General features: G+C 72.8%; 12 protein-coding genes. 8 read left to right on the top strand and 4 right to left on the bottom strand.

Translation table 11 applies throughout. The annotated features are described in order from the left end of the window. From VIM19_10085 to VIM19_10055, 7 genes are all read left to right on the top strand, one after another. Complete coding sequence (locus tag VIM19_10085) at nucleotides 1–285, top strand: hypothetical protein (protein HEY5185230.1); 285 nt, start codon at nucleotides 1–3, stop codon at nucleotides 283–285. Nucleotides 286–309: 24 nt separating this feature from the next. Further along, nucleotides 310–1,080, top strand: coding sequence for a hypothetical protein (locus VIM19_10080; GenBank protein ID HEY5185229.1), 771 nt, complete (start codon nucleotides 310–312; stop codon nucleotides 1,078–1,080). Nucleotides 1,081–1,531: 451 nt separating this feature from the next. Further along, complete coding sequence (locus tag VIM19_10075) at nucleotides 1,532–1,936, top strand: hypothetical protein (GenBank protein HEY5185228.1); 405 nt, start codon at nucleotides 1,532–1,534, stop codon at nucleotides 1,934–1,936. Beyond that, a complete protein-coding gene (locus tag VIM19_10070; GenBank protein ID HEY5185227.1) occupies nucleotides 1,879–3,378 on the top strand; it encodes an ABC transporter ATP-binding protein in 1,500 nt (499 codons plus the stop codon). Before VIM19_10075 ends, VIM19_10070 begins: the two co-directional genes overlap by 58 nt. Nucleotides 3,379–3,651: 273 nt before the next feature. Beyond that, the gene (locus VIM19_10065; GenBank protein HEY5185226.1) at nucleotides 3,652–4,026 is read left to right on the top strand and encodes an ATP-binding cassette domain-containing protein; all 375 of its coding nucleotides are present in this window, start codon (nucleotides 3,652–3,654) and stop codon (nucleotides 4,024–4,026) included. Between the two features lie 96 nt (nucleotides 4,027–4,122). Next, nucleotides 4,123–5,817 (top strand): methylmalonyl-CoA mutase family protein, encoded by a 1,695-nt coding sequence (locus VIM19_10060; GenBank protein ID HEY5185225.1) that lies wholly within the window; start codon nucleotides 4,123–4,125, stop codon nucleotides 5,815–5,817. A 55-nt stretch (nucleotides 5,818–5,872) separates the two neighbouring features. Next, on the top strand, nucleotides 5,873–6,784 hold the full coding sequence (locus tag VIM19_10055; protein HEY5185224.1) for a tetratricopeptide repeat protein: 912 nt from the start codon (nucleotides 5,873–5,875) through the stop codon (nucleotides 6,782–6,784). A 12-nt stretch (nucleotides 6,785–6,796) separates the two neighbouring features. Here VIM19_10055 and glgB read toward each other — a convergent pair whose 3' ends face one another. From glgB to VIM19_10035, 4 genes are read right to left on the bottom strand one after another with little or no spacing between them, the layout of a single operon-like run. Continuing rightward, a complete protein-coding gene (gene glgB / locus VIM19_10050) occupies nucleotides 6,797–8,992 on the bottom strand; it encodes a 1,4-alpha-glucan branching protein GlgB (GenBank protein HEY5185223.1) in 2,196 nt (731 codons plus the stop codon). Beyond that, a complete protein-coding gene (locus VIM19_10045) occupies nucleotides 8,989–10,308 on the bottom strand; it encodes an aminoglycoside phosphotransferase (protein HEY5185222.1) in 1,320 nt (439 codons plus the stop codon). Before VIM19_10045 ends, glgB begins: the two co-directional genes overlap by 4 nt. A 25-nt stretch (nucleotides 10,309–10,333) precedes the next feature. Then, nucleotides 10,334–12,040: a maltose alpha-D-glucosyltransferase gene (gene treS, locus VIM19_10040; protein HEY5185221.1), complete on the bottom strand. Its 1,707-nt coding sequence runs from the start codon at nucleotides 12,038–12,040 to the stop codon at nucleotides 10,334–10,336. Further along, nucleotides 12,037–14,034 carry an alpha-1,4-glucan--maltose-1-phosphate maltosyltransferase gene (locus tag VIM19_10035; GenBank protein HEY5185220.1) on the bottom strand — a complete coding sequence of 666 codons (1,998 nt, stop codon included), beginning with the start codon at nucleotides 14,032–14,034 and terminating at the stop codon, nucleotides 12,037–12,039. The genes treS and VIM19_10035 overlap by 4 nt, the downstream gene beginning before the upstream one ends. 257 nt (nucleotides 14,035–14,291) lie before the next feature. Between VIM19_10035 and glgP the strand changes: the two genes are divergently transcribed. After that, a partial coding sequence (glgP, locus tag VIM19_10030) for an alpha-glucan family phosphorylase (GenBank protein ID HEY5185219.1) occupies nucleotides 14,292–16,286 on the top strand: 1,995 nt, incomplete at its 3' end.

Below are 16,286 nucleotides of genomic sequence, written 5' to 3'. Positions count from 1 at the left end.
GTGCACGCGGTGGCCCTGATCCTCCGCGGGATCCGCTGGCGGGCCTGGGCGTCCCTCGCCGTCCTCTTCGTCGCCGTCGTCGCCACCGCGGCCGCTGTCGCGGCCCCGATGTACGCCCACAGCGCCGAGGAGTCGCTCATCCGGGACCGGCTCGGCGCGCTGAGCCCGGTGACGACGGGCTACCTGGTCCGCGGCCAGGTGGCCGGACAGACCCCGTTCACTCCGACCGAGGTGATGCAGGCGGCCCAGGCCGCGGCCCTCGACCCCCGGCTCGGCCCCCGGTAGGGCCGGCCGAGGCTCGGGGTCGGCGTGACCGACGGCCAGGTCACGTCGGGCGGCCACCTGCTCGGGGTCGCGGCGGTGGGCTGGCACGACGGCATGTGCGAGGGCGGCAGGGTCGTCCTGGGAGGTCAGTGTCCGCAGAGCGGCAAGCAGGCCATGGTCTCGGCCGGGCTGGCCCAGAGCGCCCACCTCGAGGTCGGCTCCCAGCTCGACCTGGGCATCTACCGCCCGGACGGCAACCTGGTACGGGTCGTGGGGGTGTACGACGCCGCGACGGCGAAACCGTCGGTGTGGGGTCCGTCGACCCCGGCCCAGGCGTCCCCCGGTGTTCGCGAGGGGGATCCGGACCGGCTGGACGAGATCCTGGTGCCGCAGGACGAGATCCTCGGTTCGCAGGGACAGGTCCAGGTGGCCGCGCTGCGGCCGCTGCTGCCCGACCGGCTCACCGTGGATGCGCTGCCCGGTGTCGTCGCGTCGGTCGGCGAGGCAGCCGCGACCTCCGACCCGCAGCGAACCGTCCACTTGTCGCGTGTGAGCACGCTCGCGGACGCCGTGGATCAGCTGGCGCCGGATCGGTTCCAGGTCCGGACGGCGGCGTTCGCGGTGACCGCCCAGCTCGTGCTGCTGGCCTGGGCGGTGCTGTTCCTCATCGTGTCGGCTACCGCGGACGAGCGCTCGGGAGAGGTCGCGCTGGCCAAGCTGCGGGGCATGCGGGCCTCGGCCACCATGCTCTTCGGGATGGGTGAGTCCGTGCTGCTCCTGCTGGCGGCCATCCCGCTGGGGCTGGTCGTGGGCTGACTGGCCGCTGCGGCCCTGGTGTCCGCCTACCTGCTGCCAGGCGTCGCCGTGACGATGACTCCGGGGGTGTGGCTGGCCCTCGGAGTGTCCTTCCTCGGCGGGCGGTCGGCCGCTGCTCTGGCCGCCCGCGGCATCCTGCGGGCCCCGGTGCTCGAGGAGCTGCGCCGGACCAGCGGCCGGCGGGCCCGGCTGGCCCGCTCCGTGGCGGTGGACGCCGCGGCGGTCGCGCTCGCGGCGGCGGGGCTCTACGAGCTGCGGCAGGGCAGCTCCGACTTCGCCGCCGTCCTCGCCCCCGGGCTGCTCGCGCTGGCGCTGGGGCTGCTGTCGGTGCGGGTGGAGCCCTCCCTCGCGCGCGCGAGGGAGGGAGGGCACCACCCGGGCGTCGTCCGGCCTCCCCTCGTTCCTGACGGCGCGCAACATCGCCCGGCGTCCCAAGAGCCTGCAGCTGGTCGTGCTGGTCGCTGTCGCCGCCGGGCTCGCGGTGTTCACGGTGGACGGCTGGGTGCTGGCGGCCCAGCACCGCACCGCGAACGCCGACGTGCAGGTCGGGGCCAGCGCGGTGCTCACCGTGTCGGGGTCGTCGCCCGACGCGTTGCGCGCCGCGGTGGACTCGGTCGACCCGGACGGGCACTGGGCGATGGCTGCGCTGCGCACCTTGGCCCAGGGCGGCGGGCTGCTGGCCGTCGGCACGGCGCGGCTGGCCGCGGTCACGGCCTGGGACCCGGCCTGGGCCGGGACCAGCTTCGACCACCTGGCCGGGACGTTGCGGCCCCCGTCGGGGGGCTGGCCGGGTAGCCGGTGGATGGGCCGGTCACCCTCTCGCAGGCCGAGGACGCGCGCGGCCCGGTGGACCTGACCGGCCAGGGCGTCCAGTGGCGCAGCGGCGTGTGGGACAGCACCGGGACCCCCCCCGCCACCGGGACCACGGTGACGACCAGCGGTGCCGGCCTCAGCGTGGCCCTGACGCTGGACGTCACGCTGGACGCCGCGGCAGCGGTGGCGGACCACCCGGCGGTGCTGCCGGTCGTGCTCGGCGACCGGACCCCACAGGTCACCGCCGGCGACTCGTCCGGGGCCCGGCTCGGGGTCGGGGTCAGCGGGGACACAGATCGCTGGCAGCCGGTGGCCCAGGGCCCGCTCCCTCGACTGGGCCGCGCGGGGGCGATGGCCGACCTCCGGTACGCCCTCGCCGAGCGGGGCCCCACCATGACCCCGGTGGAGGAGCAGGTCTGGCTCGGCGCGGCGGCTCCGGCGGTCGCGGCCACGGTCTGGCTGCCCGCCCTGGACCAGCTCAGCGGATCCGGGGACGGCCCACCCATGAGCTGCGCCGGCCTGGGGTGCCCTGGCCGTGCTCCTCGCCGTCACGATCGGCGTGCTCGCGGTGCTGGCCCACGTCGCGGCCCGGCGCGCCGTCCACCTGGCGGTGCCCGACCGGCTGCGGGAGGTGCAGGCTTGACCGTGACCGTCGCTGCCCCGCCGCGCGGGCTGTCCGTGCGCCGCGAGGAGCTGGTCCACATCTACCGTGCCGGCGGCACCGAGGTGGTGGCCGTGCACGGTGTCGACCTGGACGTCGCGGCCGGCGAGCGGCTGGCCCTGCTCGGACCGTCCGGCTCCGGCAAGTCCACGCTGTTGGCGCTCATGGGCGGGCTGCTCCCGCCGTCCGCGGGCCGGGTCTTCGTGGGTGCCGAGGAGATCAGCCGGCTCGGGCAGGCCGGCCTGCTCCGGCTGCGCGCCGACCGGGTCGGCATCGTCCTTCAGGGTGCCGCGCGCAACCTGCTCGCCGACGCCTCCCCGCTGGACCACGTGCGGTTCGCCCAGCGCTCGTCCGGCCGCGCTGCCCGCCGGCAGGGCATGCGGCCGGCGGAGCTGCTGGACACCCTCGGTCTGTCGTCGGTCGCCGCGCACGCGCTGAGCGGGTTGTCCGGCGGGGAGCAGCAGCGGGTGGCCCTGGCGGTGGCAGTGGCCAACGGCCCGGGGCTGCTGCTCGCGGACGAGCCGACGTCCCAGCTGGACCACGAGGCGCGGGATGCCGTGCTGGACCTGCTCGAGCAGGTCAACGCCCACTTCGGGACGACGGTGGTCGTGGTGACCCACGACCCGGACGTCGGCGCGCGGCTGGACCGGACGGTCTCGATGCGGTTCGGCCAGGAGGGCCGGCTCGGCGAGCAGTTCGCGGTGGTCGGCAAGGACGGCACGGTCCACCTCCCCGACCACGTCCTGGCCGACTGGCCGCCGGGGACGCTCGTGCGGATCGACCAGGACGGCGCCGACCTGCGGCTGCGTCGGAGGACCCCATGACCGACCTGAGCGGCCGGATGCACGCCGAGGCCGTGACCGTGCGCCGTGACGGCCGGCTGGTGCTCGACGACGTCTCCCTCGAGGCGCTCCCGGGCCAGCTGCTCGCGGTGACCGGCCCGTCCGGCTCCGGGAAGTCGACCCTGCTCGCGGTGCTGGCCGGGATCATCCCGCCGGACGGCGGCCGGGCGACCTTGCCGTCGACCACGGAGCCGCTGCGGGTCGTGACCATGCTCCAGGGCTACGGGCTGCTGGCCGTGCTGGGCCGCGGAGAACGTGGAGCTGCCGCTCCAGCTCGCGGGGCGGCCGCGGGGCGAGGTGCGGGAGCGGGCAGCTGTGGCGCTCGTCGAGGCCGGCCTGGCGGAGGGCCACGAGCAGCTCGTGGAGGTGCTCTCCGGCGGGCAGCGACAGCGGGTGGCGCTGGCCAGGGCCCTCGTGGTGGACCCGCACGTGCTCGTCGCCGACGAGCCGACCGCCGAGCTGGACTCGGACACCGCGGAGGTCGCGCTGGCCGTGCTGCGGGCCCGCGCGGACGCCGGTGGAATCGTCGTGCTGGCCACCCACGACCCCGAGGTCGCCGCCCGCTGCGACGCCGAGGTGCACCTCGTCGACGGCCGGCTGGCGGTGCCCGCACTCCCGTCCGGCGGCTGACCGAGGGGTCCGGAACGGTCGGCTAGGCTCGGCGGTGACGGCTCGCCGGATCCGGTGGCCCACGCCGTCACCGCCGTCACTCTCGAGGAGGCCCCGGTGGAGGCGAAGGACATCGACGCCGGCCGGCAACGGTGGCAGGAGCGCTACGACGCGGCGCTGTCCCGCGGGCAGGTGCGCGACGCTGACTTCACCACGCTCTCGGGTGTCGAGGTGGACCCGGTCTATGGACCGCCGCCTCGTGTCGTCGTGCCCGGGTTCGAGCGGATCGGCTGGCCGGGGGAGTACCCGTTCACCCGTGGGCTGCACTCCACGGGGTACCGCGGCCGGCCGTGGACCATCCGCCAGTTCGCCGGGTTCGGCAACGCCCAGCAGACCAACGAGCGCTACCGGATGATCCTCGACGCCGGTGGCGGCGGGCTCAGCGTGGCCTTCGACATGCCCACGCTCATGGGCCGCGACTCCGACGACCCGCGCAGCCTGGGCGAGGTCGGCCACTGCGGCGTGGCGATCGACTCGGTCGCCGACCTGGAGGTGCTCTTCGACGGCATCCCGCTCGGCGAGGTGACGACGTCCATGACGATCAGCGGCCCCGCCGTCCCGGTGTTCTGCATGTACGTGGTTGCCGCCGAGCGCCAGGGCGTGGATCCGTCGGTGCTCAACGGCACCCTGCAGACCGACATCTTCAAGGAGTACATCGCGCAGAAGGAGTGGCTGTTCCCGCCTGAGCCGCACCTGCGGCTGATCGGCGACCTGATGGAGTGGTGCGCCGACCGGGTGCCCGCCTACAAGCCGCTGTCGGTGTCCGGGTACCACATCCGCGAGGCCGGGTCGACGGCCGCGCAGGAGCTCGCGTTCACCCTGGCCGACGGGTTCGGCTACGTGGAGCTCGGGCTGGCCCGCGGGCTGGACATCGACGTGTTCGCGCCCGGGCTGTCGTTCTTCTTCGACGCACACATCGACTTCTTCGAGGAGATCGCGAAGTTCCGGGCCGCCCGCCGGATCTGGGCCCGCTGGATGCGCGACGTGTACGGCGCGACGACCGAGAAGGCCCAGTGGCTGCGGTTCCACACCCAGACGGCCGGGGTGTCGCTGACCGCCCAGCAGCCGGACAACAACGTGGTGCGCACAGCGATCGAGGCGCTGGCCGCCGTACTGGGCGGAACGAACTCGCTGCACACCAACGCCCTGGACGAGGTGCTCGCGCTGCCCAGCGCCAAGGCCGCGGAGATCGCGCTGCGCACCCAGCAGGTGATCCTCGAGGAGACCGGGGTGGCCAACGTGGCCGACCCGCTGGGCGGGTCCTGGTACCTCGAGGAGCTGACCGACCGGATCGAGGCCGAGGCCGAGGCGATCTTCGCCAAGATCAAGCAGATGGGCGACGGCACGACCCACAACGGGATGACCTCGGGCATCCTGCGCGGCATCGAGGACGGCTGGTTCACCTCGGAGACCGCCGACGCCGCCTTTACCTACCAGCGCTCGCTGGAGAAGGGCGACAAGTCGGTCGTGGGCGTGAACGTGCACACCCAGTCTATCGAGGAGCCGCTGGAGATCCTCCGGATCAGCCACGAGGTCGAGCGGGACCAGGTCGCCGAGCTGGCCGGCCGCCGCCAGGTGCGTGACGAGGCGGCCGTCCGCGCAGCGCTGGTCGAGCTGGAGGCGGTCGCGAGGGGCACCGCGAACCTGGTCGAGCCGATACTCGTCGCGGCCCGCGCGGAGGCGAGCCTCGGCGAGATCTGCGCGGCGCTGGGTGACGTGTTCGGCCCGTACCGGGAGCCGGCCCGCTTCTGACCCGCCCGGCCGCACCGGTTGGGCGCACCCGGTGATTTCGGGGAGGATGGGGCGCATGTCCACACCGAGCTTCAACCTGCCCGGGGCCGTCGACCTCGGGGCCCTCGCCGCGCAGAACGCGGCCCGCGCCCGCGCCGAGGAGGCCAGGGCGGCTGCCGCCGCAGCCGGCCCGGATGCCCCCACCGTGGCACCGTCCCACGTCGACGTGACCGAGGCCACCTTCCAGGCCGAGATCATCGACCGGTCCATGACCGTCCCGGTGGTCGTCGACTTCTGGGCCGAGTGGTGCGGGCCGTGCAAGCAGCTCAGCCCGATCCTCGAGCGGCTGGCCGCCGAGGCGGATGGCGCCTGGACGCTGGCGAAGATCGACGTCGACGCCAACCAGCGGGTCGCCGCGGCCTTCCAGGTGCAGAGCATCCCCACAGTCCACGTGGTGTGGCAGGGCCAGCTGGTGCCCGGGTTCAGCGGCGCGCTGCCCGAGCCGCAGGTGCGCGAGTTCATCGACCAGGTGCTGGCGCTGGCCGCGGGGGAGGACATGGCCGCGCAGCAGCCGCTCGACCCGGGGGTGGAGCAGGCCCTCGACGCGCTCGAGCGCGGCGACCTGGACGCCGCCGCCGAGGCCTACCGGACGGTGCTCGCCGGGTCACCCGGCAACGAGGAGGCCCGCCTCGGGCTGGCCCAGGTGGAGCTGATCCGACGGACGCAGACCACCGACGTGGCCGCCGCCCGGCAGGCGGCGGCGGAACGGCCCGACGACGTGGACGCCCAGTGCCTGGCCGCCGACCTGGACGTGGTGGGCGGCAACGTCAGCGACGCCTTCGACCGGCTGATCGACCTGGTCCGGCGCTCGTCCGGCGACGACCGGGACCGGGCCAGGGCGCACCTGATCGCGCTGTTCGACGTCATCGGGCCGGACGACCCGCGAGTGGCCAAGGGGCGCACCGGGCTGGCCAGCGCGCTGTTCTAGCCGGGCGACGGGTCAGTCCGCGCGGCGCAGCCAGACCGTGCCGAGCGGTGGTACCCGGACCGTCGCGGACGCCGGACGGCCGTGCCACGGGTCGTCGCCCGCCCACACCTGGCCCAGGTTGCCGACGCCGCTGCCGGCGTAGTCCGTGGCGTCGGTGTTGAGCACCTCGTCCCAGCGACCCGTGGACGGCAGGCCGAGCCGGTAGGACTCGTGCGGCACCGAGGAGAAGTTCGACACGCAGGCCAGCACCGAGCCGTCGTCCCCCTTGCGCAGGAACGAGAACACGTTGCCGCTGGCGTCGTTCGCGTCGATCCACTCGAACCCGGTCGGGTCGACGTCTAGCCGCCACAGCGCCGGCGTCTCCTGGTAGACCCGGTTGAGGTCGGCGACCAGCTTCTGGACGCCGCGGTGGTCGGGGTGGTCGAGCAGCCACCAGTCCAGGGACCGGGACTCCGACCACTCTGACTCCTGGCCGATCTCGGCGCCCATGAACAACAGCTGCTTGCCGGGGTGCGCCCACATGTACGCCAGGTAGGCCCGGACCGTGGCCAGCTGCTGCCAGCGGTCACCGGGGACCTTGCGCAGCAGCGAGCCCTTGCCGTGGACCACCTCGTCGTGCGAGATGGGCAGCACGAAGTTCTCGGTCCAGGCGTACATCATCGAGAACGTCATCTGGTTGTGGTGGTACTGCCGATGGACCGGCTCGCGGCCCAGGTAGTCCAGCGAGTCGTGCATCCAGCCCATGTTCCACTTGAAGCCGAAGCCGAGGCCGCCGAGGTGGGTCGGCCGCGTGACGCCAGGCCAGGCGGTGGACTCCTCGGCGATCATCATGGCACCGGGCACCCGGCGGTACACCGTGGCGTTGGTCTCCTGCAGGAAGGCCACCGCGTCGAGGTTCTCCCGGCCGCCGTAGATGTTGGGCAGCCACTCCCCGTCCTTGCGCGAGTAGTCTAGGTAGAGCATCGAGGCCACCGCGTCGACCCGCAGGCCGTCGATGTGGTACTCCTCGAGCCAGAAGACGGCGTTGGCCACCAGGAAGTTGCGCACCTCGCGGCGGCCGAAGTCGAACACGAGCGTGCCCCAGTCCGGCTGCTCGCCCTTGCGCGGGTCGGCGTGCTCGTACAGCGGCGTCCCGTCGAAGCGGGCCAGGGCCCACGCGTCCCGCGGGAAGTGCGCGGGGACCCAGTCGACGATGATGCCGATCCCGGCCTCGTGCAGCCGGTCGACCAGGTAGCGGAAGTCGTCGGGCGAGCCGAACCGCGAGGTGGGGGCGTAGTAGGAGGTGACCTGGTAGCCCCACGACCCGCCGAACGGGTGCTCGGCCACGGGCAGCAGCTCCACGTGGGTGAAGCCGAGCTCGGTGACGTACTCGACCAGCTCCTCGGCCAGCTGGCGGTAGCCCAGCCCCTGCCGCCACGAGCCGAGGTGGACCTCGTAGATGCTCACCGGGTCGCGGTGCGGGGCGCTGGCGGCCCGGCGCTCGAGCCAGGCCGTGTCCTGCCACTCGTAGCTGGACCGCTCGACCACCGAGGCCGTGGCCGGGGGGCACTCGGTCGCCCTGGCCATCGGGTCCGCCTTCTGCCGCCACACGCTGTCCCGGCCCAGCACCTCGTACTTGTACCGGGTGCCCTCGCCCACACCGGGGACGAACAGCTCCCACACGCCGCTCGAGCCGAGTGAGCGCAGCGGGAAGCCTCGGCCGTCCCAGTGGTTGAAGTCACCCACGGCGCGCACGCCCCGGGCGTTGGGCGCCCACACGGCGAACGACGTACCCGTGACGGCGTCGGCGCCCTCGCCGTAGGTGCGCACGTGCGACCCGAGGACCTCCCACAGCCGCTCGTGTCGGCCCTCGGAGATCAGGTGCAGGTCGAGCTCCCCCAGGGTGGGCAGGAACCGGTACGGGTCGTCCGACGTGGTCGGGCCGTCGCCGTAGTCGACCACCACTCGGTAGTCCGGCACCTGGGTCAGCGGGAGCAGGGCGACCCACACCCCCTCGTGCTCGTGCTCGAGCGGGTACGTCTGGTCGCCAACCCGCACCTCCACCGACTCGGCCCACGGCCGCAGCACCCGCACGGTCACCCCGTCCGGTCCGAGGTGCGGGCCCAGCATGCCGTGCGGGTCGTGGTGGGCGCCGCCGATGAGGCGGTCGAGCTCGCCGGTGGGCACCGGGACAGGCCGCCGGCCGGCCGGAGGTTGGCTGGTCGTCATCCGGCCAGCCTCTCGATCGCGGCCAGCGGGATCGCCAGCCAAGTCGGTCGCATCCGGGACTCGTAGACCACCTCGTACACCGCCTTCTCCGTCTCCAGGGCCCGCAGCAGCACCGCGTCCCTGCCATCCTCCGGCAGGTACCCGTACCCCCGCAGGAAGGCGGCCCGATTGTGCTCCGCCCACTCGGCGGCCCGGTAGGCCAGCTGCTGGTCGTCCGGGTGGTCGAGTAGCACCTGCCGGGCGGCGTAGTCGATCGAGCGGAGCATGCCGGCGACGTCGCGCAGCGGGGTGTCCAGCGCGCGGCGCTCGGCCGACGGCGTCTGCGGCTCGCCCTCGAAGTCCAGCACCTTCCACCCGGACGTGATACGCAGGGTCTGCCCCAGGTGGAAGTCACCGTGCACCCGCTGGGACGGCACCTCCTGGCCGAGCGCCGCCAGCGCGTCGAAGTGGCGACGCAGACCCGGCTCGAACGGGGCCAGGTCAGGGACCTGGGCGACGGCGTCCGCGAGCCGCTCGCTCATCCGGGCGGCCCGCCCGGCCAGGTCGGCCGGGGTCAGCGAGCCGGTGGGGAACGCCTCGGTCAGCGCGGCGTGCATCTGCTCGGTGGTGGCCCCCAGCCGCTCGGCGTCGCTCGCGAAGTCCCCGCCGCACTCGCCGGGATGGAGGTCGGCCTCGACGAACAGGTCGCGCACGCTGGCCTTGGCGATCTCCCAGCCGTCGGCGCCGTCCGCCAGGTACTCCTGGAGGAACGCGAGGGTCCCCTCGGGGCTGTCCACGTAGCCAAGCGGGGTCGCGATGACCGTGCAGCCCACCGCGGCCAGGCCGGCGTGCACCTCGACGTCCGGATTCACCCCCGGCGCGACCTGCCGGTAGATCTTCATGATCAGGGAGTCGCCGAACAGCAGGGAGGTGTTGGACTGCTCCGCGGTCATCACCAGGCTCGGTCCGCTCGGCGGTACCGGCTGCCCGCCGATCCGGTGGAACCGCAGCTGGTCGCGGGTGGCCTCGGCCCCGATCAGCTCGAGCAGGCTGCCGGTGACCTCCCGGTCGTGCAGCGCGTCGTAGACGTACCCCTGCCCGTCCCGTCCCACGAACGCGTGCTCGAGCCGCTCCTCGGCGTTGTCGCGGCGCTCGAGCACCAGCTGGTAGACCGACCGGCGGCCGTCCGCCTCGACGTCCAGCAGGACGATGTCCACCGGTGGCGCGTCGTGGACCCGCCCCAGGGAGCGCAGCCCGAGCACGTGGTACTCGCGGCCCTTCTCGGCGAACCAGCGCTGTCGGTCCAGGAACTGTGTGAGGCCATCGGGCAGGGTCACGTCATCGTCCTCCAGGTCGGCTCGTTCACGTCGCCTGCTCGGGACGGGGGAGGCGGAACCAGTAGAAGCCGTGCCCGCCCAGGGTGAGCAGGTAGGGCAGCTCGCCGATCCGGGGGAAGTGCGCACCGCCGAGCATCTCCACCGGGGAGACCCCCTCGTAGGCCCGCAGGTCCAGCTCGACGGCCTGGGCGGAGCGCGACAGGTTGTTCACGCACAGCACCCGGTCGTCGCCGAACTCGCGGACGAGGCTGAACACGCTCGGGTTGTTGCCGCCGAGGTCGTGGAACCCGCCGAGCCCGAACGCCGGGTTCTGCTTGCGCACCTCGATGAGCCGCCGGGTCCAGTGCAGCAGGGACGACGTGTTGCGCAGCTGAGCCTCGACGTTCGTCACCTGGTAGCCGTAGACGGCGTCGGCGACGACGGGCAGCATCATCCGGCCGGGGTCGCAGGTGGAGAAGCCGGCGTTGCGGTCCGGCGTCCACTGCATCGGCGTGCGCACGCCGTCCCGGTCACCCAGCCAGATGTTGTCGCCCATCCCGATCTCGTCCCCGTAGTACAGGACCGGGGAGCCGGGCAGCGACAGCAGCAGCGCGGTGAACAGCTCGATCTGGTCTCGGTCGTTCTCCAGCAAGGTCGCCAGCCGCCGCCGGATCCCGATGTTCGCGCGCATCCGGGGGTCCTTGGCGTACTCGCTCCACATGTAGTCGCGCTCTTCGTCGGTGACCATCTCGAGGGTCAGCTCGTCGTGGTTGCGCAGGAAGATGCCCCACTGGCAGCTGCTGGGGATCGGCGGGGTCTCGGCCAGGATCTCCGAGATCGGGTAGCGCGACTCGCGCCGCACCGCCATGAACAGCCGCGGCATGACCGGGAAGTGGAACGCCATGTGGCACTCGTCGCCCCCGACCTCGGGGTCGCCGAGGTAGTCGACGACGTCGGCCGGCCACTGGTTGGCCTCGGCCAGCAGCACCCGATCCGGGTACAGCCGGTCCACCTCGGTGCGCACCCGGCGCAGGAACTCGTGGGTCCGCGGCAGGTTCTCGCAGTTGCTGCCCTCCTCCTCGAACAGGTACGGGACGGCGTCCAGCCGGAGCCCGTCGATTCCGAGGTCCAGCCAGAACCGCAGCGCCTCGAGGATCGCGTCCTGCACCCGGGGGTTGTCGAAGTTGAGGTCCGGCTGATGGCTGAAGAAGCGGTGCCAGAAGTACTGCTTGCGGACCGGGTCGAACGTCCAGTTCGACGTCTCGGTGTCGACGAAGATGATGCGCGCGTCGGGGTACCCCGCGTCGGTGTCGGCCCACACGTAGAAGTCCCCGTAGGGCCCGTCCGGGTCGGTGCGGCTGGCCTGGAACCAGTGGTGCTGGTCCGAGGTGTGGTTCATGACGAAGTCGGTGATCACGCGCAGGCCGCGCTGGTGCGCCTCGTCCACGAACTGCACGAAGTCGCCCAGCGTGCCCAGGTCGGGGTGCACGTCGGTGTAGTCGGCCACGTCGTAGCCGCCGTCGCGCAGCGGGGACGGGTAGAACGGTGGCAGCCACAGGCAGTCCACCCCCAGCCACTGCAGATAGTCCAGCTTCTCGGTGAGCCCGGCCAGGTCGCCCACGCCGTCCCCGGTGGAGTCGAAGAACGACCGGACCAGCACCTCGTAGAAGACCGCCCGCTTGAACCACGCGGGGTCGCGCGGGTTCCGTTCGTCGAAGGCGTCGGGGACCGGGGTCCCGGGTGCGAGGCTCACGACGCCGACCGGCGGATGACGAGGATGTGCGCGGGCTCGACGAACGGGTCGAGCCGCACGTAGTTGTGCTGCCCCCACAGCCAGGTCTCCCCGCTGAGCAGGTCGTGGACGGCGAACGACTCGTGCCAGCCCATGCCCAGGGCCTCCATGTCCAGGTGGATGGTGGACTCGCGCGCGCCGTGCGGGTCGAGGTTGACCACCACGATGACCGTGTCGTCGCCGTGGTCGGTGGACACCCGCTTGCTGTAGGCGATCACCGACTCGTCGTCGACGTGGTGCAGGGTCGCGTTGCGCAGCCGCTGCAGCGCCGGGTGCCGGCGGCGGATCTCGTTGAGCCGGGTCAGGTACGGGGCCAGGCTGTGACCGCCGGCCTCTGCGGCCGCCCAGTCGCGGGGGTGCAGCTGGTACTTCTCCGAGTCGAGGTACTCCTCGCTGCCGGGCCGCAGCGCGACGTGCTCGAACAGCTCGTAGCCGGAGTACACCCCCCAGGTCGGGGACATGGTCGCGGCCAGCACGGCCCGGATCCTGAAGGCGGCCGGCCCGCCGTACTGCAGGTACGCGTGCAGGATGTCGGGGGTGTTGACGAAGAGGTTGGGCCGGAAGTAGGCCGCGGTCTCGGTGGCCAGCTCGGTGAGGTACCCCGCGAGCTCCCAGCGCGCGGTGCGCCAGGTGAAGTACGTGTACGACTGGTGGAAGCCGACCTTCGCGAGCATCCGCATCATCGGCGGCAGGGTGAACGCCTCGGCTAGGAACAGCACGTCCGGGTCGGTGCCGCGGACCTCGCCGAGCAGCTGCTCCCAGAACGGGACCGGCTTGGTGTGCGGGTTGTCCACCCGGAAGATGCGCACCCCGTGGCTCATCCAGTGCCGCAGCACCCGCAGCACCTCGGCGTACAGGCCGTCGTAGTCGTGGTCGAAGCTGAGCGGGTAGATGTCCTGGTACTTCTTCGGCGGGTTCTCGGCGTAGGCGATGCTGCCGTCGGAGCGGATGCTGAACCACTCGGGGTGCCGGGTCACCCAGGGATGCTCGGGCGAGCACTGCAGCGCGAAGTCGAGGGCGACCTCCAGGCCCAGCTCGCGGGCGCGGGCCACGAAGTCGTCGAAGTCCTCGAGCGTGCCGAGGTCGGGGTGGATCGCGTCGTGGCCGCCCTCGGCCGAGCCGATCGCCCAGGGCACCCCGACGTCGTGGCTGTCCGCGGACAGGGTGTTGTTCGGACCCTTGCGGAACGAGCGGCCGATCGGGTGGATCGGCGGCAGGTAGACGACGTCGAAGCCCATGGAAGCGATCGCGGGCAGCCGCTCCATGGCGGTGCGGAACGTGCCGCTGCGCAGCGGCGGGCCGCCCTCGGGGTCGACGACCGCGCCCTCCGAGCGTGGGAAGAACTCGTACCAGGAGCCGACGAGCGCCCGCTCCCGGTCCACCCGAAGCGGGAAGCGGTCCGAGCGGGTCACCAGGTCCCGCAACGGGTGCCGGTGCAGTGCGGCGAGCACCTCGGGCGCGGTCGCGGCGGCCAGCCGGACCCCGGGTGGGCGCTCGGCGTCCCGCAGAGCCGTCACGACGTCCTGCAGCAGGGTGCGGACGGCGCCCTTGGGGACGTTCTTGGCGGCTCGCTCGAACAGCCGTGCGCCGTCCTCCAAGGTGAGCTCGACGTCCTGGTGCTCCGGGATCTTGATCTCCGCGGCGTGCCGCCAGGTGGCCATCGGGTCGCCCCACGCCTCCACATGGAACGTCCAGTCGCCCTCGGCGGTCGGGGCCACCGGGGCGGACCAGCGGTTGGTGCCCGGGGTGCCGGGGACCATCGGCACCCAGCCGACGTCGGGGACGCCCCTGGGGCCGCGCAGCACCACGTTGGCGTTGACCGCGTCGTGCCCCTCGCGGAACACGGTGGCGCTCACCGTGAACTCCTCGCCGGGCACCGCCTTGGCGGGGAAACGACCGCAGTCGACGACGGGCTGCACATCGACGATGGGGATGCGTCCGGTCCGAGGCGCCACTGGTCCGGTGCCACCTTCCTGCTGGGCGGGCGGGCGTCGTCCCGGTTTGGGCCCGCCTCCACGCCGGGTGTCGATCACGGTAGCCGGACGGCCGGGCGTGGGGGATCGGCTTGCGGCACCTGCGGAACCCCCTGCATCCGTCCTTCTCCCGTTCCTGCCCGGCGCGTCGCCGGGACCATGCAAGATGCTTCCAGGCCGAGCAAGAATCCGGCAACCCGCCCCTGGGCACCCCCCGACGTTCGGTAGGTTCTACCCCCATGCGTGCCATCCGTCGCTTCATCGTCCGCACTGTGCTCCCCGAGGCGCTCGCGCCCCTGGAGGAGTTGGTCATGAACCTGCGCTGGTCCTGGCACCCGCCGACCACGGACCTGTTCGCGTCCATCGACCAGCAGGTCTGGGACGACGTCGAGCACGACCCGACCCGGCTGCTGGGAGCGGTCCCGCTCGAGCGGTTCACCGAGCTGGCCAACGACGACGGCTTCCTGGAGCGGCTGCACGCGGAGCACGCCGACCTGCGCCGCTACCTCCGCGAGCCGCTGTGGTACCAGAGCCTGGAGCAGCACCACAGCAGCCCGCCGCCGGCCGCGATCGGCTACTTCTCGCCGGAGTACGGCATCACCGCGGTGCTGCCGCAGTACTCCGGCGGTCTGGGCATCCTCGCGGGCGACCACCTGAAGGCGGCCAGCGACCTGGGCGTCCCGGTGCTCGGGGTTGGCCTGCTCTACCGCAGCGGGTACTTCCGGCAGTCGCTGTCACCGGAGGGCTGGCAGCTGGAGACCTACCCCGTCCTCGACCCCAACGGCCTGCCGATCACCCTGCTCAGGGACGCCGCGGACCGGGCGGTGCTGGTCACGGTGAACCTGCCGGGGCAGCGCCGGCTGGTCGCCCAGATCTGGAAGGCGCAGGTGGGCCGGGTCCCGCTGCTGCTGCTGGACTCCGACATCGAGGAGAACGCGCCGGCCGAGCGGTCGGTCACCGACCGGCTGTACGGCGGCGGCACCGAGCACCGCCTCGAGCAGGAGATGCTGCTCGGCATCGGGGGAGTCCGGGCGATCCGGGCCCACTGCGCGCTGACCGGGGCGGCGGCGCCCGAGGTATTCCACACCAACGAGGGGCACGCGGGCTTCCTCGGGCTGGAACGGATCCGGGAGCTGACGGAGAGCGCCGGGCTCAGCTTCGACGCGGCCCTCGAGGAGGTGCGGGCCGGCACCCTGTTCACCACCCACACCCCGGTGCCCGCCGGGATCGACCGGTTCCCGCGCACGCTCATCGAGCAGCACTTCGGCGGTGACAACGCTTCGCCCGGCGTCCCGCTCGACCGGATCCTGGCGCTGGGCGCCGAGACGTACGAGGGCGGCGACCCCAACGTCTTCAACATGGCCGTGATGGGACTGCGGCTGGGCCAGCGGGCCAACGGGGTGGCCCAGCTGCACGGCGAGGTCAGCCGGGAGATGTTCCACGGGCTGTGGCCGAGCTTCGACTCCGACGAGGTGCCGATCACGTCGGTGACCAACGGGGTGCACGCCCCCACCTGGGTGGCCAGGGAGGTCATGGACCTGGCCCGGCGCGCCGTGGGCGCCGAGCTGGTCGAGGAGGCCCGCGGCTGGGAGGCCATCGAGCACATCGGGGACACCGAGATCTGGCAGACCCGCTCGGTGCTGCGGGCGCAGCTGGTCGACGAAGCGCGCCGGCGGCTGCGGGCCTCGTGGGTGCAGCGCGGGGCGAGCCTGGCCGAGCTTAAGTGGGTCGACGACGTGCTCAACCCTGACGTGCTGACCATCGGGTTCGCCCGCCGGGTGCCGTCGTACAAGCGGCTGACCCTGATGCTGCAGGACGAGGAGCGGCTGCGCTCGCTGCTGCTCGACCCCGACCGGCCGGTGCAGATCATCGTGGCCGGCAAGTCGCACCCGGCCGACGACGGCGGCAAGCGGCTGATCCAGCAGCTGGTCGCCTTCTCCGACCGGCCGGACGTGCGGCACCGGCTCGTCTTCCTTCCCGACTACGACATGGCCATGGCCCGCTACCTGTACGCGGGCTGCGACGTATGGCTGAACAACCCGCTGCGCCCGCTGGAGGCGTGCGGGACCTCGGGGATGAAGGCCGCGCTGAACGGCTGCCTCAACCTGTCCATCCGGGACGGGTGGTGGGACGAGATGTACGATGGCGAAAACGGCTGGGCGATCCCGACCGCCGACGGCGTCCAGGACCCGGACCGGCGCGACGACATCGAGGCCGCGGCGCTCTACGAGCTG

The organism is Actinomycetes bacterium (assembly GCA_036510875.1).
Lineage (GTDB): Bacteria > Actinomycetota > Actinomycetes > Prado026 > Prado026 > DATCDE01.
The sequence above is the reverse complement of the archived record's forward strand: the minus strand, read 5'-3'. Positions and strand labels throughout refer to the sequence as shown.